Source organism: Pseudoalteromonas gelatinilytica (assembly GCF_001641615.1).
Lineage (GTDB): Bacteria > Pseudomonadota > Gammaproteobacteria > Enterobacterales > Alteromonadaceae > Pseudoalteromonas > Pseudoalteromonas gelatinilytica.
In genome coordinates, this window is sequence record NZ_LRRU01000012.1 from 1 (window position 1) to 25,000 (window position 25,000).

27 protein-coding genes (1 of these 27 cut by a window edge) are annotated in these 25,000 nt (G+C 41.7%); 20 read left to right on the top strand and 7 right to left on the bottom strand.

The genetic code is table 11. The features are described from left to right. Positions 1 to 905: 905 nt before the first annotated feature. The 3 genes from NH153_RS05630 to hslR form a co-directional block, all read right to left on the bottom strand. Positions 906 to 2,444 (bottom strand): phosphoenolpyruvate carboxykinase, encoded by a 1,539-nt coding sequence (locus NH153_RS05630; RefSeq protein WP_063701892.1) that lies wholly within the window; start codon positions 2,442 to 2,444, stop codon positions 906 to 908. A gap of 277 nt (positions 2,445 to 2,721) precedes the next feature. Next, positions 2,722 to 3,567, bottom strand: coding sequence for an Hsp33 family molecular chaperone HslO (hslO, locus tag NH153_RS05635; protein WP_063701894.1), 846 nt, complete (start codon positions 3,565 to 3,567; stop codon positions 2,722 to 2,724). A 12-nt stretch (positions 3,568 to 3,579) separates the two neighbouring features. Continuing rightward, complete coding sequence (gene hslR, locus NH153_RS05640; RefSeq protein ID WP_105180332.1) at positions 3,580 to 4,002, bottom strand: ribosome-associated heat shock protein Hsp15; 423 nt, start codon at positions 4,000 to 4,002, stop codon at positions 3,580 to 3,582. A 206-nt stretch (positions 4,003 to 4,208) separates the two neighbouring features. Here hslR and gspC point away from each other — a divergent pair, with 206 nt between their 5' ends. The 13 genes from gspC to NH153_RS05705 all read left to right on the top strand — a co-directional run bounded on the left by gspC (position 4,209) and on the right by NH153_RS05705 (position 16,275). After that, positions 4,209 to 5,150: a type II secretion system protein GspC gene (gspC, locus tag NH153_RS05645; protein ID WP_063701898.1), complete on the top strand. Its 942-nt coding sequence runs from the start codon at positions 4,209 to 4,211 to the stop codon at positions 5,148 to 5,150. A 22-nt stretch (positions 5,151 to 5,172) separates the two neighbouring features. Next, entirely contained in the window at positions 5,173 to 7,236 is a 2,064-nt protein-coding gene (gene gspD / locus NH153_RS05650) for a type II secretion system secretin GspD (protein ID WP_063701900.1), read from the top strand. Beyond that, positions 7,229 to 8,794, top strand: coding sequence for a type II secretion system ATPase GspE (gspE, locus tag NH153_RS05655; RefSeq protein WP_063701902.1), 1,566 nt, complete (start codon positions 7,229 to 7,231; stop codon positions 8,792 to 8,794). Before gspD ends, gspE begins: the two co-directional genes overlap by 8 nt. Before the next feature lie 2 nt (positions 8,795 to 8,796). Then, positions 8,797 to 10,032, top strand: coding sequence for a type II secretion system inner membrane protein GspF (gene gspF, locus NH153_RS05660; protein ID WP_063701904.1), 1,236 nt, complete (start codon positions 8,797 to 8,799; stop codon positions 10,030 to 10,032). A 78-nt stretch (positions 10,033 to 10,110) separates the two neighbouring features. Then, positions 10,111 to 10,530, top strand: a complete 420-nt coding sequence (gene gspG, locus NH153_RS05665) for a type II secretion system major pseudopilin GspG (RefSeq protein WP_063701906.1) — start codon at positions 10,111 to 10,113, stop codon at positions 10,528 to 10,530. A gap of 55 nt (positions 10,531 to 10,585) precedes the next feature. Further along, the gene (locus tag NH153_RS05670; RefSeq protein ID WP_063701909.1) at positions 10,586 to 11,185 is read left to right on the top strand and encodes a prepilin-type N-terminal cleavage/methylation domain-containing protein; all 600 of its coding nucleotides are present in this window, start codon (positions 10,586 to 10,588) and stop codon (positions 11,183 to 11,185) included. Further along, complete coding sequence (gspI, locus tag NH153_RS05675; protein ID WP_054554845.1) at positions 11,185 to 11,559, top strand: type II secretion system minor pseudopilin GspI; 375 nt, start codon at positions 11,185 to 11,187, stop codon at positions 11,557 to 11,559. The genes NH153_RS05670 and gspI overlap by 1 nt, the downstream gene beginning before the upstream one ends. Further along, positions 11,559 to 12,209 (top strand): type II secretion system minor pseudopilin GspJ, encoded by a 651-nt coding sequence (gene gspJ, locus NH153_RS05680; RefSeq protein ID WP_063701911.1) that lies wholly within the window; start codon positions 11,559 to 11,561, stop codon positions 12,207 to 12,209. Before gspI ends, gspJ begins: the two co-directional genes overlap by 1 nt. Next, complete coding sequence (gspK, locus tag NH153_RS05685) at positions 12,206 to 13,201, top strand: type II secretion system minor pseudopilin GspK (RefSeq protein ID WP_063701913.1); 996 nt, start codon at positions 12,206 to 12,208, stop codon at positions 13,199 to 13,201. Before gspJ ends, gspK begins: the two co-directional genes overlap by 4 nt. Continuing rightward, entirely contained in the window at positions 13,198 to 14,409 is a 1,212-nt protein-coding gene (gene gspL / locus NH153_RS05690) for a type II secretion system protein GspL (protein ID WP_063701916.1), read from the top strand. The genes gspK and gspL overlap by 4 nt, the downstream gene beginning before the upstream one ends. Then, entirely contained in the window at positions 14,406 to 14,879 is a 474-nt protein-coding gene (gspM, locus tag NH153_RS05695; protein WP_063701918.1) for a type II secretion system protein M, read from the top strand. The genes gspL and gspM overlap by 4 nt, the downstream gene beginning before the upstream one ends. 3 nt (positions 14,880 to 14,882) lie before the next feature. Beyond that, on the top strand, positions 14,883 to 15,641 hold the full coding sequence (locus NH153_RS05700) for a type II secretion system protein N (protein ID WP_063701920.1): 759 nt from the start codon (positions 14,883 to 14,885) through the stop codon (positions 15,639 to 15,641). A gap of 19 nt (positions 15,642 to 15,660) precedes the next feature. Beyond that, on the top strand, positions 15,661 to 16,275 hold the full coding sequence (locus NH153_RS05705; protein WP_063701922.1) for a YecA/YgfB family protein: 615 nt from the start codon (positions 15,661 to 15,663) through the stop codon (positions 16,273 to 16,275). On the opposite strand, the gene NH153_RS05710 is transcribed toward NH153_RS05705, so the two are convergent. Beyond that, positions 16,272 to 16,475 (bottom strand): hypothetical protein, encoded by a 204-nt coding sequence (locus tag NH153_RS05710; protein ID WP_063701924.1) that lies wholly within the window; start codon positions 16,473 to 16,475, stop codon positions 16,272 to 16,274. The genes NH153_RS05705 and NH153_RS05710 overlap by 4 nt on opposite strands. Continuing rightward, positions 16,475 to 16,834, bottom strand: coding sequence for a hypothetical protein (locus tag NH153_RS05715; protein ID WP_054564062.1), 360 nt, complete (start codon positions 16,832 to 16,834; stop codon positions 16,475 to 16,477). The genes NH153_RS05710 and NH153_RS05715 overlap by 1 nt, the downstream gene beginning before the upstream one ends. A gap of 278 nt (positions 16,835 to 17,112) precedes the next feature. Here NH153_RS05715 and ccoG point away from each other — a divergent pair, with 278 nt between their 5' ends. The 5 genes from ccoG (at position 17,113) to NH153_RS05740 (ending at position 21,408) form a co-directional block, all read left to right on the top strand. Next, a complete protein-coding gene (ccoG, locus tag NH153_RS05720) occupies positions 17,113 to 18,543 on the top strand; it encodes a cytochrome c oxidase accessory protein CcoG (RefSeq protein WP_063701926.1) in 1,431 nt (476 codons plus the stop codon). Positions 18,544 to 18,608: 65 nt separating this feature from the next. Continuing rightward, on the top strand, positions 18,609 to 19,583 hold the full coding sequence (locus tag NH153_RS05725; RefSeq protein ID WP_063701928.1) for a serine/threonine protein kinase: 975 nt from the start codon (positions 18,609 to 18,611) through the stop codon (positions 19,581 to 19,583). 30 nt (positions 19,584 to 19,613) lie between these two features. Further along, the gene (locus tag NH153_RS05730) at positions 19,614 to 20,237 is read left to right on the top strand and encodes a thiol:disulfide interchange protein DsbA/DsbL (protein WP_063701930.1); all 624 of its coding nucleotides are present in this window, start codon (positions 19,614 to 19,616) and stop codon (positions 20,235 to 20,237) included. Positions 20,238 to 20,255: 18 nt separating this feature from the next. Further along, a complete protein-coding gene (locus NH153_RS05735; protein ID WP_063701933.1) occupies positions 20,256 to 20,894 on the top strand; it encodes a thiol:disulfide interchange protein DsbA/DsbL in 639 nt (212 codons plus the stop codon). A gap of 58 nt (positions 20,895 to 20,952) precedes the next feature. After that, positions 20,953 to 21,408: a 2-thiouracil desulfurase family protein gene (locus NH153_RS05740; RefSeq protein WP_063701935.1), complete on the top strand. Its 456-nt coding sequence runs from the start codon at positions 20,953 to 20,955 to the stop codon at positions 21,406 to 21,408. A gap of 2 nt (positions 21,409 to 21,410) precedes the next feature. Here the strand turns inward: NH153_RS05740 and trmA are convergent, their stop codons facing one another. Next, positions 21,411 to 22,508 carry a tRNA (uridine(54)-C5)-methyltransferase TrmA gene (trmA, locus tag NH153_RS05745; RefSeq protein ID WP_063701938.1) on the bottom strand — a complete coding sequence of 366 codons (1,098 nt, stop codon included), beginning with the start codon at positions 22,506 to 22,508 and terminating at the stop codon, positions 21,411 to 21,413. A gap of 164 nt (positions 22,509 to 22,672) precedes the next feature. Between trmA and NH153_RS05750 the strand changes: the two genes are divergently transcribed. Together NH153_RS05750 and murI are read left to right on the top strand one after the other, a co-directional pair. Beyond that, a complete protein-coding gene (locus NH153_RS05750; RefSeq protein ID WP_063701940.1) occupies positions 22,673 to 23,791 on the top strand; it encodes a DUF5610 domain-containing protein in 1,119 nt (372 codons plus the stop codon). Between the two features lie 65 nt (positions 23,792 to 23,856). Further along, complete coding sequence (gene murI / locus NH153_RS05755; protein ID WP_063701943.1) at positions 23,857 to 24,651, top strand: glutamate racemase; 795 nt, start codon at positions 23,857 to 23,859, stop codon at positions 24,649 to 24,651. Here the strand turns inward: murI and NH153_RS05760 are convergent. Further along, positions 24,614 to 25,000, bottom strand: partial view of an RNA recognition motif domain-containing protein gene (locus tag NH153_RS05760; protein WP_063701945.1) — the 3' portion only. Its footprint extends 93 nt past the window's final position; only the last 387 of its 480 coding nucleotides appear in the window; its start codon lies off the right edge, out of view; it ends in the stop codon at positions 24,614 to 24,616. The genes murI and NH153_RS05760 overlap by 38 nt on opposite strands.

A 25,000-nucleotide genomic window follows, 5' to 3' on the forward strand; every position in this document is an offset into this window, starting at 1 on the left:
CCAAATTAAAGAAAGCCCGATTCGAAAGAGTCGGGCTTTTTTGCGTTTAGAGCTATCCATACAACGTGCCCTATTCATTCTTCAGGTAGGTTGGGTAGAGCGCAGCGAAACCCAACGTGAGTTAGCGAGTTGCTAGTTAGCAAGGGTAAAGTTGAACTGTGGGGTTGTTAAGTACAGAGTCACCCCACTAACAACCCCATGTAGGAGGCACTTCAGTGCCGAATAGACAAGAGACATCAGACGTCAGATATTAGAGGTCAGTTGAGCTGTGGGGTTGTTTAGTACAGAGTCACCCTCAGCAACAAACCCCGTAGGAGGCACTTCAGTGCCGAATAGACAAGAGACATCAAAGGTCAGATATTAGAGGTTAGTTGAACTGCGGGGTTGTTTTGTACAGAGTCACCCTCAGCAACAAAACCCCGTAGGAGGCACTTCAGTGCCGAATTCAGACCAGAACAAACACATTCACGGCTAAATAGTTAGCGAGTTGTTAGTTAGCAAGGGTAAAGTTGAACTGTTGGTTTGTTTAGTACAGAGTCACCCTCAGCAACAAACCCCGTAGGAGGCACTTCAGTGCCGAATCTAGACCAGAACAAACACATTCATGGCTAAAGCCATTCCTACAAGTAAACTTTGCCTAGAGCCTAGAGCCTAGAGCCTAGAGCCTAGAGCCTAGAACCTTCTGTAGATGAAGACGCAGTACCAAACACCCACACCGCGCGGCTGATCGCTGACGGCTGATAGCTCTGTGTTGGGTTTCGCTTCGCTCTACCCAACCTACGCCAGACCTTAAACTTTACTCTTTCAACTTTCCCCTCGCTAACTTTACTCTTTCTAACTTATACCCCAAAAACAAAAACGCCAGCATATAGCTGGCGTTTTTTAATCTTAAGGTAAGCTTGGTATTAAGCTTTTGGACCTGCTGATTTGATTGCTTCTGAAACATCGTATTTAGCGAAGTTTTCAGTGAAGTCAGAGGCTAGTTTGTTTGCGTATTCTGCGTACTTCTCTTTATCTTCCCATGTGTTGATTGGGTTAAGAAGTTGGCTGTCTACACCAGGAACTGCCACTGGTACATCTAAGTTTAGAACGTCGATGTGTTGCGTTTCAACATCAGCAAGTTTACCTGATACGATTGCGTCAACAACAGCACGTGTTGTTGGGATATCGAAACGTTGACCAGTACCGTAAGGGCCACCTGTCCAACCTGTGTTCACTAGGTATACTTTAGCGCCAAATTCACGTACACGCTTCATTAGAAGCTCTGCGTAAACGCCAGCAGGACGTGGGAAGAACGGAGCACCGAAACATGTTGAGAATGTAGACTCGATGTCGCTTGTTGAACCGATTTCAGTTGAACCTACTTTCGCCGTGTAACCGCTTAAGAAGTGGTATGCAGCTGCTTCTTCAGTTAATACTGAAACTGGAGGTAATACACCGCTCACGTCGCATGTTAAGAATACAACGGCTTTTGGCTCGCCAGCACGGTTTTCTACTTTACGTTTTTCAACGTGCTCTAGCGGGTAAGCTGCGCGGCTATTTTGTGTAAGGCTTGTATCATGGAAATCTGGTACACGGTTTTCGTCAAGTACCACGTTTTCTAAGATTGTACCGAAGCGAATTGCATTCCAAATAACTGGTTCGTTCTTTTGCGAAAGATCGATACATTTAGCATAACAACCACCTTCGATGTTAAATACGCTACCTGGTGCCCAACCGTGCTCGTCATCACCGATAAGGAAACGAGTCGGGTCTGCAGATAATGTTGTTTTACCTGTACCAGATAGACCGAAGAATAATGCTGTATCGCCTGCTTCACCTACGTTTGCAGAGCAGTGCATTGGTAACACACCTTTTGCAGGAAGTAGGAAGTTTTGCACAGAGAACATTGATTTCTTCATTTCGCCAGCGTAGCGCATACCAGCTAGTAGTACTTTGCGTTGTGCGAAGTTGATGATTACAGTGCCGTCACTGTTAGTGCCATCACGCTCTGGGTCACATACAAATGACGGTACGTTCATTACCTGCCATTCTGGGAAGTCCGCAGTATTGTATGTTTGTGGTTCGATAAACATGTTTTTGGCAAAAATATGGTGCCATGCAGTTTCTGTCGTTACTACAACTGGTAAATAGTGCTCAGGATCAGCGCCAACTTCTAGGTGAGAGATGAAGTGGTCGTTGCTTTCCACGTGATCTTCAACACGTGCCCATAACGCATCAAACTTGTCTGCATCGAATGGGCGGTTTACGTTGCCCCATTGGATTTCGTTTTCAGTGCTTGGCTCTTGAACAATAAAACGATCTTTTGGAGAGCGGCCAGTACGTACACCGGTTTTAGCAACAAAAGCACCATTAGCGGCTAGAGTCCCTTCGCCACGACGAATAGCGTGTTCGACAAGTTCAGCTGCTGTAAGATCAACAAAACTAGTAGCGTTTGCAGTCATGTTTATACCTAAATTGTGAGAGATTGAACGGGATAGCTCTGGGGTTCTTAGTTTTCCCTTTTGCTAAAATAATAGTAACAGAAGGATTAGGGATATTCGAGTGTCTGAAGGGCTTAAAAAGGCATATATTTGGCAAAAAACATGAATAATTTCAATGATACCGGTGTCATAAAATGACGCATTTTCATGACACCGGTATCATTAGTTTTGAAATTTTTTTTAATAAAAAAGCCGCACTGATGGCGGCTTTTAATATAATAATATTTATTATGGTGTATTAGTTAAATATGGCTTTAATATCTTGCTCATTGAAAATGTAATCTTTTAAGCAATAATGACAGCTAATTTTTACTTCACCATTTGCTTGTACATCAGCTAGTAATTCGTCTTGACCAACATTTACTAACGCAGCAATTGTTTTGTCTCGGCTACAGCCACAGCGGAAACTAATAGACTGTGGTTCGAATAACTGAGGGTTATCTTCATGGTACAGTCGAGTTAGCACAGTGTTTGCATCTAAACCTAGTAACTCTTCATCTTTAATTGTGTTGCTAATCGCTTCTAGATGAGTGAAGTCTTCTACCGACTTTTCTTTATTCACCGGTAATACTTGTAAGAATAAGCCAGCTGCTTTTGCTGTGTCTGCTGTTACTTCTGTTGCAAACCAAAGACGGGTTTTTAACTGTTCCGATTGCTCAAAATAGTTTTCAAGGCATTTATCTAAGCTATCGTGCTCTAACGGTACAATACCTTGGTATCGTTCACCTTTAGTTGGCGTAATTGTAATAACCATATAGCCATTACCAATTAAGTCTTTTATTGAGCTTCCTGTTACTTCACCTTGTAGACGCGCGATGCCTCGCATGTTTTGTTTATCGTCACCATTAATTACGGCATATTTAACAGGGCCATCGCCTTGTAGTTGAACAGCGATTTCGCCTTCAAACTTTAATGTGGCCGTTAATAAGCAAGTAGCAACAAGCAATTCACCTAATAGGGTTTGCACAGGTGCTGGGTAATTATGGTTTGCGATCATCTCTTGATAAGTATTTTCAATTTGTACGAGTTCACCACGTACATCGAGCTGATCAAATATATAACGATGAAGTAAATCTTGTTGCATGAGTTGCATTACCTAACTTGATTTCATTTTTAACAGTTCACGTCTTTGCTTTTTATCTGGTTTACGATCAGGGTGTGGAGCAAAGAAGCTGTTGTTCTTACGGGCGATAGCATTTGCTTCGCGTTTCTCAATACTTGCTTGAGTTTCTTGGTATAAGGTTTGTGCAATGGGGGCGCCTTGACGTTTTTCAAGGATCTTTTCAATTGTCACCACCTTTTCGTCGACCCCTTGTAGCAGTTTTACCATTGCACCCAGTTCGACTATTTTGCTGGGTTTGGTACGTTGACCATTATAATGTACTTTGCCGCCTTGCACCATGTCTCGTGCTATTGAACGGGTTTTATAAAAGCGTGCAGCCCATAACCATTTATCAAGGCGCACGCTTAATTCGTCTTGTTTGTCTTGCGACTTATTAGTGTTACCTTTTGACACAATTGTGCTCTTTTAAAGCTGCTTATATATAGGCAAAATTTACCATGAAACTTAATCACAAAGAAACAGTCATAATAATTCCTTGCAGCCCCTGTTCGTCGAATTTACCTTGTTTACAAAGTTTAATATACGTGCGCTTGTTGAATGAAAAATGAAAAGGTACTATAGGCCAGCTATCAAGCAGTAAATTAAAATAAGAAATAGAGTTTATGGATCAACACTTACAACAAGTTAAACAGTTTTTAAACGGCTTACCTCATGCCAAGCTAAGTGCATTTGTAGTGCTGTTAGTTGTTGTTTATATTGCCTTTTTGTCATCTAAGTTGTTCTGGCTGGTGTGGCCTGAACCCGAATCAAAAGCGTTGCCTACAGCGGGTGTTAATACCTCGGCTAAACGCGCTGAGGCTGTCAGCTCTCGACAAATTATCGAACAAAATTTATTCGGCAAAGTTGTTGTCGAAACTAAAAAACCTGCCGCAAAACAAAATCAAGTCATTAACAACGCCCCTGAAACACGTTTAAGTATTAACCTAACGGGTATTGTTGCGGTAAGCCAAAATGACCAAGCGGGTCTTGCAATTATTGAGTCACAAGGTAAGCAAGAGACGTATGTGGTGGATGATGCTATTTCTGGAACACGTGCCAAGCTTGCTCAAGTACTGCCCGACCGAGTGATTTTAGATGTTAGTGGGCGTTTTGAAACCTTAATGCTTGATGGTCTCGATTTTACAAAAACAGTTTCTATGCCTGTGTTGGCAGAGCGTGAAGAGTCAGAGTTAACTGAAGGCCCGCAGCTTGATGAGAATAATGAAATTAATGCGACTGAAGATGAAGAAGTAAAAGAAGCGCTTATCGAAACACGTGAGGAAGTATTAGACGATCCCGGTAAATTATTTGACTATATTCGCGTCTCTCAAGCGATGGTTGATGGTGAGTTAGTAGGGTATCGCTTAAGTCCAGGTAAAGATCCTGCTTTATTTAAGCAGATGGGATTAATGAATAATGATTTAGCTATTGCGATTAATGGCTATCAATTAAATGATTTGAAACAGGCAATGTCAGCAATCAACGAATTACGTAATAGTACTGACGCAAGTATCACTATCGAACGCGATGGTGAGCAAATTGATGTTCAATTTAGCCTGCAATAACTAGCTTTGGAGTTTTTATAGAATGGTTCACGCGCTACACCTCACAAAAATCAAAAAAGGGTTAGCTAAATATGCAGCGCTTTTTTTATTAACAGGATTATCGCTTTCAGTATCTGCTGTTGAATATGCGGCTAACTTTAAAGGCACTGATATTAATGAGTTTATTAATATCGTTGGTAAGAATTTAAATAAAACTGTGATTATTGACCCGAATGTGCGCGGCAAAGTAAACGTGCGCAGCTACGAGTTAATGGATGAGAAGCTTTATTATCAGTTCTTTTTAAATGTACTTGAGGTTTATGGTTATTCAGCTGTTGAAATGGATAACGGTATTCTTAAAATCGAAAAAAGTGCAGATGCGAAAAAATCAAACGTGCCACTGATCACCGAAGATAATCAAGCCAGTGGCGATATGATGGTGACACGTGTTGTACGTGTTAAAAACGTAAGTGTACAAGAGCTAGGTCCATTAGTACGTCAATTTAGCGATCAAAAAGATGGTGGTCATGTTGCCAACTTTAATGCTGCTAACGTAATGATGTTAACGGGTCATGCTGCTTCAGTTAACCGCTTAGTCGAGATTATTCGCTCGGTTGACCAAGCTGGTGACAAGCGTGTTGATATCGTAAAGCTTAAATTTGCCACAGCGGATGATGTGGTGTCTGTTGTTGAGAACATCTACAAAGATAGTGGCAAGGGCAGCATTCCTGAGTTTTTAATTCCTAAAGTAGTCGCAGATGGCCGTACTAACAGTGTTATTGTCAGTGGTGAAGCGCAAGCGCGTACTCGTGCTGTTGAATTGATCAGTCGCTTAGACGGTGAATTAGAAAACCAAGGTAACACTAAGGTTATCTACCTTAACTATGCAAAAGCAGAAGACCTTGTAAAAGTACTACAGGGCGTAAGTAAAACTCTGGCAGAAGATGCACAAGGTGGCGCGACTAAAACACGTACGCGTAGTAAAGGCGAAACCAGTATCGAAGCGCATCCTGATTCAAACTCGCTCGTTATTACTGCACAACCAGATACCATGCGCTCGCTTGAGCAAGTCATTGAGCGTCTTGATGTTCGTCGTGCGCAAGTACTCGTCGAAGCTATTATCGTTGAGGTATTAGAAGCTGACGGTATCAACTTAGGCTTGCAGTGGATTTCAGAGCAAGGCGGGATGATGCAGTTTAACAACGGTACAACAGTGCCTGTTGGTTCGTTAGCTGTTGCAGCAGAACAAGCGCGTGATGAAACTATTACTAAGACGGTCATTGGTTCTGAAACCGGCGTTGCTACCGAATATGAAGAAACATCAGAAGGTGACTTAACGGGACTTGCTTCACTGCTAGGCGGTATTAACGGTCTAGCCATGGGCATTGTTAAAAACGACTGGGGAGCAATTATCCAAGCTGTTTCAACCGATACTAACTCTAATATTCTTGCTACCCCGTCTGTAACGACCATGGATAACGAAGAAGCATCAATGATTGTTGGTCAAGAAGTACCGATTATCACAGGCTCGCAAACAGGCTCAAATAACGCTAATCCATTCCAAACTGTTGAACGTCAAGAAGTCGGTGTGAAGCTAAAAGTAACACCACAAATTAATGATGGCTCAGCAGTTCAATTAACGATTGAGCAAGAAGTTTCAAGCGTAAGTGGTGCTACAGCGGTTGATATTTCAGTTAATAAACGTGCAATTAAAACTACGGTTATGGCTGATGATGGTGGCATGGTTGTACTAGGCGGCTTGATTGATGAAGACGTGCAAGAAAGTGTCTCTAAAGTGCCATTGTTAGGTGATATTCCGATACTTGGTCATTTATTCCGTTCAACCAGCACTAGTAAGCGTAAACGTAACCTGATTGTCTTTATTCGTCCTACCATTGTGCGCGATGGCATTAGCATGAATAAATTAAGCCACTCGAAATATAACTTTATTCGTGGTGAACAACACAAACAAAAAGAAGATGGTATTGATTTAATGCCGTTGACGGATGCACCAATCCTTCCTGAATGGAATGACGCCTTGGTATTACCGCCAACTTACGAAGAATACCTGAAACAACAAAACGCGAATGAGCGCAACGATGACTAATGCAATTACAGAAATCAATGACGAGCTAGCATCCGACGCGCCAGCAAATCATGATGAGCTGCTAACAAGTGATGATCTTGTTAGCTTGCCGACTAAGCGTTTGCCGTTTTCGTACGCGCGTCGTACCGGTGTGCTGTTAGGTAAAGATCAAGATAACTGGACTGTATACTACCGAGGTGAGTTAGACGTTGATGCTTTACTAGAGGTGCGTCGTATCGCAGGTCATGGATTTGCGTTAGAGCAATTGCCTGACGATAAGTTTGAGCTATTACTTGAAGCCTCATACCAGCGAGATAGCTCTGAAACACAGCAAATGATGGAAGATATCGGCAACGAAGTTGATTTATTCTCGCTTGCAGATGAATTACCGCAAACAGAAGATCTCCTTGCTGGTGATGACGATGCGCCAATCATTAAACTGATCAACGCGATGCTGAGCGAAGCAATTAAAGAAGGTGCTTCAGATATTCATATCGAAACCTTTGAGCAAGAGCTGGTAATTCGTTTTAGGGTTGATGGCGTACTAAAAGAAGTACTAAAGCCTAACCGTAAACTCGCTTCATTGTTAGTGTCGCGTATTAAGGTTATGGCAAAGCTAGATATTGCTGAAAAACGTATCCCGCAGGATGGCCGTATTAGTTTACGTATTGCTGGCCGTGCTGTTGATGTGCGTGTATCGACGATGCCATCAAGCTTTGGTGAGCGAGTTGTATTGCGTCTACTTGATAAGAACAACGCACGCCTGAATCTTGAAGATTTAGGTATGACGGAACGTAACCGTGAATTGTTCGCTGATTTAATCAGTAAGCCGCACGGTATTATCCTAGTAACCGGCCCTACGGGTTCAGGTAAAAGTACCACCTTGTATGCGGGTATGAGCCAAATCAACTCTCGGGATCGCAATATTCTTACCGTTGAAGATCCAATCGAGTACGAGATCCCAGGTATTGGTCAAACCCAGGTAAATACCAAAGTTGATATGACCTTTGCCCGAGGCTTACGTGCCATTCTTCGTCAAGACCCTGACGTCGTAATGGTTGGTGAGATCCGTGACCTTGAAACAGCGCAAATTGGTGTGCAAGCGTCATTAACTGGTCACTTGGTTATGTCGACACTGCATACGAATACAGCGGCCGGTGCTATTACGCGTATGGAAGACATGGGCGTAGAGCCTTTCTTGCTTTCATCGTCGTTATTAGGTGTATTGTCACAACGTCTAGTGCGTACATTATGTAATAGCTGTAAAGAAGGCCACGTTGCTGATGAGCGTGAGTGCCAGCTACTGGGTGTAAACCCTGCTGAGCCGCCAACAATTTATCGTGCAGTTGGTTGTGAAGAGTGTAACTTCAATGGTTATCGCGGTCGAACAGGTATTCATGAGTTACTCGTTGTGGATGAAACAATTCGCGAAATGATCCACAACGGTAAAGGCGAGCAAAGTGTTGAGAAATACATTCGCAAACACAGCCCGAGTATTCGCCAAGATGGCTGTAATCGTGTCTTAGCAGGTCGCACAACCTTAGAAGAAGTCTTGCGTGTAACACGTGAGGAAGGTTAATCATGGCAGCATTTGAGTACCGTGCCCTTGATGGTAAAGGTAAAGAGAAAAAAGGCATTCTTGAAGCCGATACGGTAAAGCAAATACGCCAAACATTGCGCGATCAAGGTCTCATGCCTTTAGAAGTTGTCGCTGCGGCTGAAGGCGAAAAGCAAACAAAAGGGGCGAAGAGCTCTTTATTTGGAAGCTTCTTCAAGCCAAAAATTTCGACTTCTGATTTGGCGTTGATCACCCGCCAACTAGCAACGTTGATCCAGTCAGCTTTGCCGGTTGAAGGGGCTGTCATGGCGGTGGCCGAGCAGTGCGAAAAGCCACGTTTAAAGCGTATGCTGATGGCTGTACGTTCAAAGGTTGTCGAAGGTTATACCTTAGCGGATGGTATGAGCGAGTTTCCGCATGTATTTGATGATTTGTATCGTGCCATGGTGGCAGCCGGTGAAAAATCGGGTCACCTAGACCAAGTTTTAAATCGTTTAGCAGATTATACGGAACAACGTCAGCACATGCGCAGTCAAATCACACAGGCGATGGTGTATCCGACCATTCTTGTGGTGTTTGCTATTGCGATTGTGTCGGTATTATTAGGTACCGTGGTACCAAAAATCTTGAAGACCTTCGAAAAGTCGAAACAAGTATTACCATGGACCACCGAATGGGTAATGGCTGCGAGTAATTTTGTACAAAATTACTGGTTTATAAGTTTAGTCATTATAACCGTGTTAGCAGTGGCCATTAAGCAAGCGCTTAAGCAGCCGCATATTCGTTACTGGTATGACGAAAAAGTGCTTCATTTACCGGGTATTGGTAAGGTTGCACGGGGTGTTAATACGGCACGTTTTGCGCGTACTTTAAGTATTTTATCGTCAAGCTCAGTGCCGCTACTTGAAGGGATGCGTATTTCAGGTGGTGTACTGGTTAACGAGAAAATGAAAAAGTCGGTGCAAGATGCGGCAACGCGCGTAAGTGAAGGGGCGAGTCTTCGTGCTGCACTTCAGCAAACCAAACTTTTCCCACCTATGATGCTACATATGATAGCCAGTGGTGAAAAATCAGGTGAACTTGAGCAGATGCTTGAGCGTGCGGCTAATAACCAAGATCGTGAGTTTGAGAGCATGGTAAACGTGTCTCTGAAACTATTAGAGCCCGCGATGATTGCTTCAATGGCGGTAATTGTATTGTTTATTGTTATGGCAATACTCCAGCCGATTATGGCAATGAATAAGGCTGTAGGTCTTTAAATTAGGGAACACTAGAGCAATTAGCAGCTAACACTGCCGCTCTATAATAAATTTTTGAAGAAAGTTAGAGGTATTTTTGTGAACAAACAGTCAGGTTTCTCATTACTAGAAGTCATGGTAGTACTGGTTATCATCGGTATGATCATGTCAATTGTGGCGCCAAATATCATGGGTCAGCAAGAAGAAGCTGCAATCGATAAAGCACATTTAGATATTCAACAGATTGAAGATGCGTTAAGCCTATACAAGCTTAAAAACAAAGCGTATCCAACCACAGAGCAAGGCTTAGAAGCGTTAGTAACTAAAACGAGCATTGAGCCGATTCCAAAGCGTTTCCCTGACGGTGGTTTCCTTGAGAAGTTACCAGAAGATCCATGGGGTAACCCTTATCAGCTGATCAGCCCGGGAGAAGTAGGCAAAATCGATATTTTCTCAATGGGTCCTGATGGTGAAGCAGGTACTGATGATGACATCGGTAATTGGGATGAAGAAAAGTAATAATGCCTAAATTCAGCCAACTGAACAAAGCTTATACACAGCAAGGCTTACTATTATGGTAAGCCTTGGTCGTTTGCGTTTAGCTGGCCGTGCTAAGCACGCGAAAGGGTTTAGCCTCATCGAAATTTTAATGGTGCTCGTGGTGATTGGTTTTGTCACCAAAATGGTTGCCTATAGCTTTGATGGTGGTGCAGAAGAAGAGCTAGAAAAACAAGCGCTCAGATTACATACCACAATTAATATGGCGTCTGAGTTTGCGATTTTAAATCAGGTTGAGCTGGGTTTTCATCTTGACCAAGATACCTTTGAATTTTTAGTTTTTGACGGTGATAAGTGGGTTACGTTTGACCGTGAAAAACTGTTTGCCCCGATTAAGGTTGATGAGCGCTTTAAGCTTACTCTTAACCTTGATGATTTAGCCTGGGCACAAGATAACTTGCTAGAGCAGTCAAACTGGCGAGAGTTAATGAGCGGTGGTGACGAAGACAGCCTACTTGAGCTACAAAAGCTCAAAATACCGCAAGTACTTATTTTATCTTCTGGCGAAGTCAGTGCATTTCAATTGGTTTACGAGCTTAAAGATGAGCGTGAACCGCAGTATTTTATCGAGGGCGAATTTATGGCTCCGGTAAAGTTTCGAATGGAGCCTGAATAATGAATAAGTCAGCAGGTTTTACCTTACTCGAAGTGATGGTTGCATTGGCTATTTGTGCGATGGCGGGTATTGCAGCGATGCAAGCAACCGGTGAGCACATCAATCATCTTTCGTCGATTGAAGAACAAACTTATGCCTCTTGGGTCGCTGAAAACGTGATGGTTGAACAACGTGCCAAAGGCGATAAATGGACAGGTAAAAGCGGTGTTAAAGGTACTGAAACACTCGCTGGCTTTGAATGGTATTGGCGTCAGGATGTGGTTCCTACTGCTGATAAAACCTTTGTAAAGGTAACCATCAACGTGTTCGCTGATGAAAAGCTTGAGTACCCAGTATATGAGCTTTCTACTTATTTAAATAAAGGTGATAAGTAGTGAAGCAACGCGGTTTTACCTTACTTGAAGTCATTATCGCCATGGGTATTTTAGCCTTTGTGGTGCTATCGACCCATCAAATTCTAGATTCGACGACTAAAGCGAAAGATGCCTCAGATGAAACGATTGCTGAGTTGAATGGTTTACAAACCTTGTTTCGATTAATGGATCAAGACTTTAGTCAAATGACTAAACGCCAGGTGCGTAACGAAGCCGGTGATTTTCAAGAAACGTATATCTTGGCTGGGCGCTATGTTCTTGATAGTCAGTACGATGGTATTGGTTTTGTACGTGATGGTTGGGTTAACCCAATCAATTTACTGCCGCGTTCTGAACTGCAAGCGGTTGGTTATCGCGTTATAGATGACAAACTTGAACGTGTTTACCGTGTCTATGTTGACCAATTAGATAACATGGAGCCGCGCTCACAAGTTATTTTAGAAAACATCGAAGATCTAAAATTTGAATTCTTAGATGATAAAGATGAGTGGCAAGAACAGTGGCAAATTAAGGCGCTGCCAAAAGCAGTGGCAGTCACCATTCAAAAAATGGAGCAAGAGCCAATTCGTCGCGTGTTTTTAGTGCCAGGTGAAGGCAAAGTAACTGCCCAAGTAAATAATGGCAATAATGGAACGGGTGGCACGCCATGATTGCTACTAAACGTTCTAAAGGTGCTGCGCTTGTTATTGTGCTATTTATTGTAGCGCTTGCGGCTATGCTCGCTGTTGAAATGAGCGCTAATTTAATGGTGCAAGTGCAGCGTAGTAGTAACATTCAAAATCATCAGCAGGCAAAATGGTATGCGTTTGCTGCTGAAGAGTTGGCTATTAAAGCGCTAAAACAAACAAAAAAAGATGATCCGGATAAAACCCACCTTGGGCAAATTTGGGCACAGCAGGGTGGCGTGCCTTATCCAGTAGATAATGGTACCTTGAGTGGCACAATCACTGACTTACAGGCATGTTTGAACTTAAATGCCCTGCATGTAAAGCCCGATCAACAAACGGATCCTAATAATAAAACGAATCCAGCACATAAGGCATTGTTGGCGTTATTAGAAAACATTGAGAATTTACCAACTGATGAATCAGAAGAAGCCATGGCCGATAGCGTGTTTGATTGGTTAGACGCTGATAGTATTACCTATCGCTCAGGTGCGGAAGAAGATGAGTACTTATCACGAAAATACCCATACATGACCGCAAATAGTTATTTTGCCTCAACTTCAGAGCTTCGTTTAGTAAAAGGTTTTAACCCACTTGTAATGGAAAAAATCTTACCATTTGTGTGTGTTATTCCAGGTAGTGAATTGCTACAAATAAACGTAAATACATTGCCTGTAGAAAGCGCAATTATATTAAGCTCGCTGATAGATGGTTTGAGTCTTTCAGGTGCTGAAGCGGTATTATCATCACGTCCTCAAGATGGTTATGATGATTTAGAAGCATTTTTTGAAGAGGTTAATCAACAAGGCGCACAAAATGTGAAAGCCGTTGAAGACCTATTCAGTATCAACAGTGAATATTTTAAACTACAAACGCAGGCTGAATTTGCAGAGCTGCGTTTTTCGATGACCACCTTACTCCATGCCACTAATGGTACAGTAACGATACTGGCGCGAAAATTTGGAGGCGTACAGTGACAGAAATATTGTTGATCCGTACGGGTCAAACATTAAAAGACAGCCTTAATTGGCTAATTTACTCACCAACAGAACAAGAAATAATTGCCAGCGGCGAAATCGCCAATGCATCACAACTTGGTGAGCTCACAGAAAAAGCGCAATCACGGGAAGTAGTCGCGTTATTACCAAGTGATCAAGTACAACTAAAAACAGTCGCTTTGCCAACAAAGTGGAGTCGCAAGCTAGAGCAAGCACTTCCTTACATGCTAGAAGAAGAAATAGCGTGTGATGTTGATGATTTATTCATAGCGATTGCAGAGCCAACACTCATTGATGAGAAGCATGCGATTAATATCGCGATGACTGACCGTGAATGGTTCGAGCAATGGTTAGCTGAATTTAATGAGCATGGTATTGAAGTCTATAAAGTTCTGCCGGATGCTTTATTGTTACCTGATGTTGAGGACAACACTCAATTACGCGCTATTGAGCTGAATGGTCAATGGTTGTGTAAGCATGGTAATTGGCATATTGCTGCTGTGGAAACAAATTGGCTTGCTGGTTACTTAACAGCATTGGGCAATCCTCGTGTGGCACACTTTAGTCCTGCAACGGGTTTTCCTGATACGGTTGAGCTAACTGCTCAGACGGATCAATACGATTTACCATTAGCCTTATTTGCCAAACAACTACCTGAGGTGAAATTCAACCTTCGCCAAGGTGTTTATCAGCTTAAGAAAAAGTCAGCAATTTGGTGGGGCTATTGGCAAAAAGCCGCAATTGCAGCAGGTGTGGCATTAGTATGCAGTGTCGGTGTTAAGTCGCTAGAGCTTTATAAGTTAAATAGCCAGCTTGAAGCGGCAAAAGCCGAAGTGGTTGCAAATTATCAGCGTGCGTTTCCTGACAAAAAAGTACGTCCGCAGCTTATCCGTAGTCAAATTCGTAGTGAGCTTGCTTTATTAGAAGGTGGCAGTACAGCGGGTTTCTTGGATTTAACTAATGATCTGGTCTCAATTTTTAGTGAAGTTAAAGACTTCACACCGGAAACGCTGCGTTATGACCAAGGTCGTAACGAGTTACGTATTCGTGCACGAGGCAAAGATTTCCAGTCATTCAGTAAAGTAAAAGCAATTTTAGAACAGCGTGGCTTAACCGTTGATCAAGGCTCGCTGAACAATGATGGTGATTATGTCGTTGGTGAAATTAAGTTACGAGGTGCGGCATGAAAAACCAATTGATCAATTATTGGCGCTCATTAAAAGAACAAGAGCAGCAACTTGTGATGGTTGCAGGTGTTGTGTTCGTTATTTTCGTGCTGGTTATGGGGGTCTTTCGTCCACTTAACGCAGCTATCGAAAAAGCAGAGCAAGACACAATAAAACAGCAAGAGCTGCTAGCCTGGGTTGACGAAAGTATTATTAAACTTAAAGCGAGCGGTAACGCACGTAATACGAACAACCGTAGCTTAAGCCAAATCGTTAATAGCACCCGTAATCGTTATCAAATTAGCATTAGTAAAATGCAGCCGAATGACAATTCACTTCGTTTAACCATTGATACTGTTGAGTTTAATAACCTTGTTGAATGGCTTGATGAATTGGTTAATTCGCATGGCGTACTAATCGAAAATTTAGATTTAAGTAAAGATGACAAATCAGGCTTTGTGCGTGTAAGTCGTTTGGTACTAGAGAAGTAAACGATGAAAAGAGTTATTTTATTAATCACAGTGTTTGTGATGTGTTTTTTGGTGTTTACGATTGTAAAAACACCCGCTGCCGTTGCACTTGATATAGCGAAGCCGCATTTACCAAAGCAATTACAATTAGGTAAAGCCAGTGGCACGCTTTGGGACGGCCGCATTATGCAGGTACGTTTTGATGGTGAGCAATTAAATAATGTGCGTTGGCAGTTATCTGGCTGGTCACTATTTACAGGCAAATTGATAGGGACGGTACGCTTTGGTGATCCTCGTGATAAAGCGGATATTTCGGGTAATGCTGATTTTTCATATGGTTTATTTAACCAAGCCGTCACCGTGAAAAAGACCACGTTACGCTTAACTGTTGAGCGTGCCATGGAGCGTTTACAACTACCTTTACCGGTTAGTGCGCAAGGTCGTGTGATTGTAGATTTAGATGAGTACAGCTCAGGCGAGCCATACTGTGAAAGCCTCAGCGGCGAAATCGCGAGCCCGAACATTGATGTGAAAGGAATGAATAATTGGTTTAGCATTGGCCCTCTTAGCGGCCGTTTAAGCTGTAAATCGGGTGATGTAGCAGTACTTGTTGACCCAGAAAACCGTTTAGGGCTTGAAGCTGACGCAGTATTAAAAGCGAACTTTGACTTTAAAGTGGCAGGTTACATTAAACCTGAAGCAAGCTTACCAAAAGAAGTGCACGATGCTGCGAAGTTCCTTGGTCGCCCTGATAACGAAGGTCGTTATCCGCTTAACTTTTAAATTGGATTAGTCGAACAGTATGCAATTACCTGAGTTTTCAAAGCAGCAAAGCGAGCTTCTCAGTCAGTTTTTAGCGCAGCATCAGGACGCACTTAGCTTGGCACAAACGCAAGGCTACTTGTTTGCCGTGATTTGTGCACCTGAGCCGCTTGATGTACATCAATGGTTAGAAGAGGTTGCGCCTGGTTCTGATGGGCAAATGGACGAGCAAGTGCTGTTTGCATTTATGGCCCTGTATCAGCAGATCAGTGAGCAAGTATTTGAAACAGGTTTTGCATTACCTGTGAGCCTACAGCTGAGCTCACAGGGGCAACAATACCTAGATGTTCAAGAGTGCCAGCATTGGAGCCAAGGTTTTATGCACGGTGCGCAAGGCTACGTTAACAAGCTATTAAGCGCGCCACAGTTAGCTGATGAGCTTAAAGAAGCCTTGGCTAGTGCACTGCAAAGCTTAGGCTTTTTTACCCTTGAAACGAGTGAAATTGCAGCCCTAGCAGCTGATAATGGTTTATCTGAAGGGCAACTATGCCAGCAGCAGTATGAAGTGATGAATGAGTTTGCCGCTGGCTTTGCTGAGCTTATTGAAGTCGTTGCTGTAAATAGCCAACTATATAATGACGAGGGCTGGAACTAACCCAGCTCTAACAGAATGTCTGTGCAACCTTTGGCACAGCGGACAACGCCTTTACCTGGCTGATCAGTTTTCAAATCTAAGGTGAGGGCGCCTTTGCATACTTCGCAGTATAAGCTTTGCCCTTTGCCCAGCTTTTTTAGCATATTGCGTTGTTTGGCAAACGAGTCGCTGGTTTTTTTGTTTAAAGCAGAAAAGTCCATTACTTGTTTAACCTTTCTTCAAGCGCATTCGAGACGATACTACATACACGGTTTAAGCGTTCACCATAAAAATACAAGTTAATATCTTTTTCACGGCAGTAGTGTAAGTGAAAAACTTGTAGTTTATCGTCTGTGGTAAATGTCTCTTCAATATACTCAAGCTCTGAATTAGATAAATTCAGTTGTGACTTAATATTATTCTTAGCCATATTTGCCGCAGGACTTCGGTTGACTTTACTGGCATCTGAAATAAGGCTGACACCTTCTCCTAGTAACCTTTCTCTTGGCTCTTTGATCAAAGGATGATCAATCGTGAAAAGTGCTAAAATAATAAGCACTAAAATAAGAAATTTTTTCATAGCACAATAATCTTTGATCTAAATAAATACGGTATAGGTGCAAGTTTAATAAAATGGTCGTTTTAAAAGCAAGCAGATAAGATTAAATAATTAAAACGTCGTATTTTCGATCAATTCCTGAAATTTTTTATAGATTGAGTATAATGCTTTTATAGGTTTAAAGTTTCAGAAATCTTTGAACGTAATGAGATGTATTCTGATTTGCTTATTGGCACAGAGAACCTCTTACTGCAAACATATGTTTGAGTATTATTTCCTAGTGGCGTTGAGGAATTTTAATGGATAAACAGATTAAGGTTAAAAATATCCCGACGGAAGTAAAAATCCAGAAACCGGAAAACGCTTCCCTCGATGATAGATTTAATCCACGTAACCGTATTTATGTTAGAGCTGTAACAGGTTTACACCAATTGCTAAGACAGCGAATTGGTTTTGTCGGCATGCTTGCATTTATGTTACTACCTTGGATTAACTTCCACGGCCAACAAGCTGTATTGTTTGATTTGGTAGGGCAAAAGTTTAACATTTTTGGTTTAACGCTTTGGCCACAAGATCTGACTATCCTTGCTTTCATTTTAATGTTGGCGGCGTTTGCATTGTTCTTGGTGACGACCTTCTATGGTCGGGTCTGGTGTGGTTATACCTGTCCGCAAACCGTTTGGACTTTCATTTTTATTTGGTTTGAAGAAAAGTTTGAGGGCAGCGCAAATCAGCGTAAGAAACTAGACCAACGCCCGATGGATTTTGATAAGTTTTGGCGTAAAAGTGCTAAACACGGTAGTTGGTGGTTATTTTCACTTTATACCGCATTTACTTTTGTTGGTTATTTCACGCCTATCCGCCAGCTTTTGCCTGATCTGTTTACGCTTGATGCAACAGCCTATTCGTATATTTGTTTAGCCGTATTTGCAGTATGTACGTATGGTAATGCGGGTTGGATGCGCGAGATTATGTGTTTACACATTTGTCCTTATTCTCGCTTTCAATCAGCGATGTTCGATAAAGATACCTTTACCGTGAGCTATGACGAAGCGCGTGGTGAAAACCGTGGTCCACGTTCACGCAAGCAAGATCCAAAAGAAATGGGTTTAGGTGATTGTATAGATTGTAATTTATGTGTGCAGGTGTGCCCAACGGGGATCGATATTCGTAACGGTTTACAATACGAGTGCATTAACTGTGGTGCATGTATTGATGCATGTGATGGGGTGATGGATAAAATGAATTACCCGCGTGGACTTATTTCCTACACCACAGAACGTAATTTAGAAACGCCAGACAACAAAACACATGCACTGCGTCCTAAGTTAATTGGCTATCTAGTTATCTTAGTGGTGTTAACGGGTGCGCTGGTGGCAAATATTGCGATGCGCAAACCGATGGACTTAGATATCATCCGTGACCGTAACCAGTTATACCGTGTTGACTTTAATGGCATGGTTGAAAATACCTATACATTAAAAGTTATCAACAAAGCGCAACATGATCAGACCTTTAATATTCGTGTTGAAGGACTCGATAACTTTGAATACATTGGTAAGCAGACATTCACCGTACCTTCTGGTGAATCTTACAATGTGCCATTGTCATTAGTGGTTGACCCTTATGATTTGAAAAAGCCAATGACGAAGTTTGAGTTTGTACTTTCTGTCGATGGTGAGCCAGATGTGCAGATTTCGCAGCCGAGTAACTTCTTTAAGGCGCGATAATTAAGTACACTGAGCAAATGAATAAAAAGCGGGATTTTCCCGCTTTTTTTATATGATGAGACATTATGAGTAAATTTAGTTTTGTTGACCTCACACCCGATTCAATTTTAGATGCAGTTGAAAGTATCGGTGTTTATGCTGAATCGGGACTGCTGGCCTTAAATAGCTACGAGAACCGTGTATATCAATTTAAAGCAGAAGATGGTCATCGTTATGTTGTAAAGTTTTACCGACCAGAGCGCTGGAGCAAAGCACAAATATTAGAAGAGCATGCCTTTGCATTTGAACTTGCTGAAGCTGAAGTGCCGGTTGTTGCGCCTGTAATTATCGAAGGGCAAAGCTTGTTTGAGCATGATGGTTATTTGTTTGCGTTATTCCCAAGTGTGGGAGGGCGCATTTTTGAGGTCGATAATTTAGATCAACTCGATGTACTTGGTCGTTTAATTGGGCGAATGCATCAAGTTGCAAAAGCAAAGCCATTTGAACATAGGCCTGTGATCAGCTGCGAAGAATATCTGCAGACAGCTAAAGTTCAGTTACAAGCAAGTAACTTGGTGCCAATGGCTTTAGAAACTGCGTTTTATACCATCTTAGATTTGGTGATAAAAGAAACCACCGCGCAATATAAAAATGTTGAAACCATCCGCCTGCACGGCGATTGCCATGCCGGTAATATATTGTGGTCTGGTGATGCATTAATGTTTGTTGATTTAGATGACAGCCGACAAGGGCCTGCAATTCAAGATCTTTGGATGATGCTCAGTGGCGATCGTAACAACCAACTGTTACAGTTAGACACCTTAGTGGCTGCTTATGAAGAATTTTGCGACTTTGATCACAGCCAATTAAAGTTGATTGAACCGCTCAGAGCGATGCGAATGGTGCATTACATGGGGTGGTTGGCAAAAAGATGGGATGATCCTGCGTTCCCACGGAACTTTTCATGGTTTGCTGAAGACAAATATTGGGAGCAGCAAATACTAGCGCTAAAAGAACAGCTTGCAGCGTTACAGGAAGCGCCATTAAAATTATTACCATAAATTTTAAAAGTTAAGAAAGACGAGAAAACAATGTTTAAAAAATTAAAGTTAAGTCTACTCATTTTATGTTTACCATTTGCGGCCCTAGCAGCTGATTTTGAAGCAGGTAATCAATACGAAGTATTAAAAACCGAAAAGAGTGCAACGCCTCAAGTAACCGAGTTCTTTTCATTTTATTGTCCACACTGTTTTCAGTTTGAACCGGTTGCAAAAGCATTATCTGCCAACCTGCCTGAAGGGACTGAATTTGTAAAAAGTCATGTTAACTTTTTAGGGGGTGTGTCTAAGGAAACGCAAAGCAACTTGAGCTATGCCTACTTAATTGCTAAGCAACATGGCAAAGGTGAGCAAGTTGCTGATCAAATTTTTAATAGCATCCACAGACAGCGTGCTTTACTCAAAGATATGAAAGACGTAAAAGCATTACTTGCGACTAATGGTATTAGCAACGACGTGTTTGATGCTGAAATTTCAAGCATGCCAGTGATTAGTGCTGAACAAGCAATGCGAGACAAACAAGAAAAGTATTCACAAATGCGTGCCTTAACAGGTGTGCCTACTTTTATCGTCAATGATAAATATAAAATCAACTTAAATACCATCAAGAGCCAGCAGATGCTTGATGAGTTAGTCGAATTTTTATTAAAACAATAATTTCGGAGTAATGAAGTAATGATCAAATTAGTAAAAGCTGTATTAATGGCAGCCACGCTAGGTTTAGCGGCAAATGCCTCAGCAGCGCAATATGAAGAAGGTAAGCATTATGAAACGATTGATGCGCGCGCTTCTAAAAAGCCAGAAGTAAAAGAGTTCTTCTCATTCTATTGCCCGCACTGTAATACATTTGAGCCTATCGTTGCTGATCTTAAAACGATGCTTAAAGAGGGTGTTAAGTTTAAAAAGAGCCACGTAAATTTTGTTGGCCCTCGCGATCCAGAAATCCAAACTGTTTTAGCACAGGGTTATGCAACTGCAACGGTATTACCAAATAGCGATAAGTTAGTTGCAGCTGTGTTTGATCATATTCACACTAAGCGTGCACGTATTAATGAACTGGCAGACATGAAAGACATCTTCGTTGCACAAGGTGTAACAGCAGAAGACTTTGATAAGTACTACAACAGTTTTTCTGTGCGCACGATGGCGTCTAAAATGACTCGCGATCAAGAATACTATCAACAAAAAGGTGCGTTAAAAGGCGTTCCAACCTTTATTGTTAACGGTAAATACCGTTTAATCTTAGGTGCGGATTCAGGTATTAGCGATGCGAAGAGCATGGCAGACTTAATTAATTACCTAGCTGATAAATAAGCTCAATTAAATTTAATTAAAAGCTCCGTTCGCGGAGCTTTTTTGTTGGTAAAGAAAAATGCAAAAACTATTAGTTTCAAGCTGTTTGTTAGGAACCCCTGTTCGTTATGATGGGCAATCGCAAAATTTACTTCATCCAGGCTTAGAAACACTTAAACAACAGGGAAGGTTAGTGGCATTTTGTCCTGAAGTGGCTGGTGGCTTACCGACACCAAGGCCGCCTGCAGAAATTAAAGCGGGCAGAGTACTTACCAAAGATGCGCAAGATGTCACAGTACAATTTGCTTATGGCGCAGAACAAGCACTTAAGCTTTGCAAAAAGCAAGGCATTCATTTTGCATTATTAAAAGAATCAAGCCCATCATGTGGTCGCAATACTATTTATGATGGTAGTCATTCAGGAAAGAAAATATCAGGGATGGGGTTAACTGCAAAACTGTTAACCGACAACAATATAGAAGTCTTCAGTGAGCAGCAGTTGCCAGCGCTTTTTGCTGCGCTGGCAGAGAAATAATTTTATTTGCGTTGCAAAAACACACCTGATTCGATGTGGTGGGTGTAAGGGAATTGATCAAAAATCGCAAAGCGTTTTACTTCATGGGTTTTGCATAAGTGATCAAGGTCACGCTCTAGGGTATCGGGATTACACGAGATATAAATAATGTTGTCGTAGTTGGCAACTAGGTCACAAGTTAGCGTGTCCATGCCTGCGCGTGGTGGATCTACCAAGATTGTTTGGCAGTTATAGCTTTTCAGATCTATGCCATCTAAACGAGAGAAGGTACGTTCGCCTTTCATCGCTTGAGTGAACTCTTCACTCGACATACGAATAATATCTAAGTTATCAACTTTGTTCTGTGCAATATTGTATTGCGCTGAGTAAACCGATGATTTTGATATCTCAGTGGCTAATACGCGATCGAATGAATCCGCAAGGGCAATAGAAAAGTTTCCATTTCCACAATATAGCTCAAGCAAATCATTGCTAAGTGGTTGGCAAAGCGCTTGTGCCCACTCGAGCATTTTGATGTTCACTTTCGCATTTGGTTGTGTAAAGCTATTTTCGACTTGTTGATAAATAAGCTCTTTACCGTTTACGTTAAGACGCTCGATAACATAGTCATTACCAATCACTTCTTTTTGCTTACGAGCACGACCAATAAAATCAATTTTAAACTGTGTGCTCAGTTTTGCCTTAAGCTCTTTAATTGCTTGCAGCCACTGCTCATCTAATTGTTTGTGATATAACAAGCTAACAAGGATTTCGCCACTTAAACTTGATAGGTAATCGATTTGAAATAGCTTACGGCGCAGAACTTCGCTACCTTTTAAGTTTTCGATCATGGCTTGCATAACTTCACCTACTAAAGGTGCTGCAGGGTCAAACTCATCAACGCGGATTTTTTCTTTAGTTTGTTGATCAAACATGATGTGAAACAGGTCTTCACCTTCATGCCATACTCGAAACTCTGCACGTTGGCGGTAATGAATAGGATCAGAGCCAAACACTTCTAATTTTTCGACACCAAAACGTCGAAACTGTGAGGTGATGCGCTGCTCTTTCTCACTCAATTGTGCATCGTATTGAGTTGTATCAATTTTTATAACCGCCATGGCTGATTACCTTTTATCTCTTAGCTTTATAACGGCGCTATTGTAGGGAGCGCTGAGGATTTGTCTAGTTTTGTTATTTATTTTAGTGTCGTTTTTTTATACAAAAAACTTATGTTCTGTGGTTTTTGGCCGATAATGAGTTAACCATAACATGGAGTCGGATCATGAAAATTGGCAACCTAGGCTATATGCCTAATACAAATGTGAATAAATACAATGGCAAGCAGGCATTGCAACAGCCTACCATTCAAAATCGTCAAGATAGTTATCAACAACGCGGTCGTGAGCTCGCGGCAAAAGTTCTTGATGATAAACTTGCAGAGGCATTAGGCCTACCTAAAGCCGAAGAGAAAAAAGATAAGCCGCTGTTCGACTTTGAAGAGATCGTAAAAAACGTTCTCGACTTTGTTGGCGGTGCACTTCGTAAAGCAAAAGCCGATGGTGCTGATGATGAAAAACTCAAAGGCATGCTAGGTGATGCACGTAAAGGTGTGCAAATGGGCATCGACGATGCGTATGGTGAGCTTAAAGAGTCAGGCATTCTCAACGATGACATTGAAGAAGGGATCAAAAAGTCTAAAGAAGGTATCTACAAAGGTATTGATGAATTAGAGGAAGACTTGTTCAATCCTAAACCGAATGCGGTTTCAGTAAGCCAAGCTCAGTATATTAGTTTAAGTAATAACGCTGAATACACCTTCACCACCGCTGAAGGTGATGAAGTGAGTATTAGTTTTGCAGATGCATATCAAAGTAAGTCAGCAAGCAGCTATAGCAAAAATGGTGATAACGAGGCCTTTGTCAGTGAATCGTCTCAATCTCGTGACTTATCATTCTCGATGACAGTCAATGGCGATCTAAATGAGCAAGAGCAGCAAGCTATCAATGAACTGATGGAAGACTTACAAAGTGTCAGTGAGACATTCTTCTCTGGTTCATTAGAAGATGCCTTTGAACAAGCTAAAGAGTTGAACTTAGGCAACGAGCAACTTGTTGGCTTTACGATGGATCTGAAACAAACCAAAACAGTGGCAGCTATTAAAGGCTATGAAGAATATAAACCAGCCCCTGAAAAAGAAGTTGCTGAGAAAATTGCGCCATTTAATGACGACTTGAAGCAGGCGTTTAATAAAGCGGGCGATATTGGTTTGCAAAATGAACTAGCTGGCATCTTACAATGGTTAAACCAAGATAAAGAAGAAGTCAGTAAGTTGGTAGATTATACCAAAGCCATGTTTGAGCAAATGAATAAGCTACGTTCGGCAACAGAAGAAGAAGCGTAGTCCTTCTTTCTTTTTATTAAGCCACATGGCAAACTGCTGACCTTTGATGATCCGAGGTAAGCAGTTTGTCAGTTCATATAATGGTGTTTGATTCAGGTATAGGTGGAACAACCGTACTAGAACAGATCCAAGCTGTGATCCCTGATGCTGATTATAGCTATTTTATGGATAATGCTTTATTGCCTTATGGCGCACAAAGCCAGCAAACGATCATCGCTCGTCTTTTTGCACTACTAAAGTTTATAGAAACAGCAAACTTACACGTAGATATCCTAGTTATTGCCTGTAATACCGCTTCTACCTCTGCATTAGAAACTATTCGCCCTAATACAAACATCGAAGTTGTTGGTGTTGTACCTGCGATAAAGCCTGCGTGCGCTATTAGTAAGAGTAAACATATTGGTTTATTGGCAACACCATCGACGACTAAGAGTCGCTACACTGCAAACTTAATTAGTACTCATAGCCAAGGCACACAAGTTAGCTTATATGGATCAACGGCGCTGGTGGAAATTGCTGAAACACTATTTCATACGCAGAAAATCAATAAAGCAAAGCTTGAGAAAGTATTGAGTGATTTAGCGATAGCAGAAGATATAGATGTATTAGTTCTTGGTTGTACGCATTTCCCATTACTCGCCAGCGCGATTAGTGATTACTTCAAACAACAGGTATTACTCATTGATTCAGGTAAAGCTATTGCTAAGCGCGTTGAAAGTTTGATTACTTTACGAGGCTTTACTTTTACAACCGATAAAAAAAAGCCGCTGCATTACTATGCAACGGCTCCTATAGGTCATTCGCAATTACGCGTTGAGCTGATTACGCTGACTGATCAGATTCCTCACGGAAACCATTAGCCTCGTTCTCTTGTTTTTGTTTTGCTTCACGCACTTTTAAAGTACGTTGTTGGAACTCGCTATCATTTAATTGATTGATTGCGTTATCTGCATCCGCTTCTGCCATTTCAACAAAACCAAAGCCACGACGTTTACCTGTATTTTTATCTTTTAATAAACGTACGTTGAAAACTTTGCCTTGCTCTTCAAATAAAGCACGAACAACACCTTCATTAGCACGATAAGGTAGGTTGCCAACATAAAGTGTTTTTGTTTTTACTTCGGCCTCCTCACTTGACGTTGATGAAAGTGCTGCAATAACTAAAGCACCAATTAATAAGCCTGCACCAAATAGTAATGCTGGGTCCAA

Bases quoted from the DNA above. Each gene is read 5' to 3' on its own strand.
- NH153_RS05630 (WP_063701892.1), bottom strand. From the start codon at position 2,444: ATGACTGCAAACGCTACTAGTTTTGTTGATCTTACAGCAGCTGAACTT.
- hslO (WP_063701894.1), bottom strand. From the start codon at position 3,567: ATGCAACAAGATTTACTTCATCGTTATATATTTGATCAGCTCGATGTA.
- gspC (WP_063701898.1), top strand. From the start codon at position 4,209: ATGGATCAACACTTACAACAAGTTAAACAGTTTTTAAACGGCTTACCT.
- gspD (WP_063701900.1), top strand. From the start codon at position 5,173: ATGGTTCACGCGCTACACCTCACAAAAATCAAAAAAGGGTTAGCTAAA.
- gspE (WP_063701902.1), top strand. From the start codon at position 7,229: ATGACTAATGCAATTACAGAAATCAATGACGAGCTAGCATCCGACGCG.
- gspF (WP_063701904.1), top strand. From the start codon at position 8,797: ATGGCAGCATTTGAGTACCGTGCCCTTGATGGTAAAGGTAAAGAGAAA.
- NH153_RS05670 (WP_063701909.1), top strand. From the start codon at position 10,586: ATGGTAAGCCTTGGTCGTTTGCGTTTAGCTGGCCGTGCTAAGCACGCG.
- gspI (WP_054554845.1), top strand. From the start codon at position 11,185: ATGAATAAGTCAGCAGGTTTTACCTTACTCGAAGTGATGGTTGCATTG.
- gspK (WP_063701913.1), top strand. From the start codon at position 12,206: ATGATTGCTACTAAACGTTCTAAAGGTGCTGCGCTTGTTATTGTGCTA.
- gspM (WP_063701918.1), top strand. From the start codon at position 14,406: ATGAAAAACCAATTGATCAATTATTGGCGCTCATTAAAAGAACAAGAG.
- NH153_RS05700 (WP_063701920.1), top strand. From the start codon at position 14,883: ATGAAAAGAGTTATTTTATTAATCACAGTGTTTGTGATGTGTTTTTTG.
- NH153_RS05705 (WP_063701922.1), top strand. From the start codon at position 15,661: ATGCAATTACCTGAGTTTTCAAAGCAGCAAAGCGAGCTTCTCAGTCAG.
- NH153_RS05710 (WP_063701924.1), bottom strand. From the start codon at position 16,475: ATGGACTTTTCTGCTTTAAACAAAAAAACCAGCGACTCGTTTGCCAAA.
- NH153_RS05715 (WP_054564062.1), bottom strand. From the start codon at position 16,834: ATGAAAAAATTTCTTATTTTAGTGCTTATTATTTTAGCACTTTTCACG.
- ccoG (WP_063701926.1), top strand. From the start codon at position 17,113: ATGGATAAACAGATTAAGGTTAAAAATATCCCGACGGAAGTAAAAATC.
- NH153_RS05725 (WP_063701928.1), top strand. From the start codon at position 18,609: ATGAGTAAATTTAGTTTTGTTGACCTCACACCCGATTCAATTTTAGAT.
- NH153_RS05730 (WP_063701930.1), top strand. From the start codon at position 19,614: ATGTTTAAAAAATTAAAGTTAAGTCTACTCATTTTATGTTTACCATTT.
- NH153_RS05735 (WP_063701933.1), top strand. From the start codon at position 20,256: ATGATCAAATTAGTAAAAGCTGTATTAATGGCAGCCACGCTAGGTTTA.
- NH153_RS05740 (WP_063701935.1), top strand. From the start codon at position 20,953: ATGCAAAAACTATTAGTTTCAAGCTGTTTGTTAGGAACCCCTGTTCGT.
- trmA (WP_063701938.1), bottom strand. From the start codon at position 22,508: ATGGCGGTTATAAAAATTGATACAACTCAATACGATGCACAATTGAGT.
- NH153_RS05750 (WP_063701940.1), top strand. From the start codon at position 22,673: ATGAAAATTGGCAACCTAGGCTATATGCCTAATACAAATGTGAATAAA.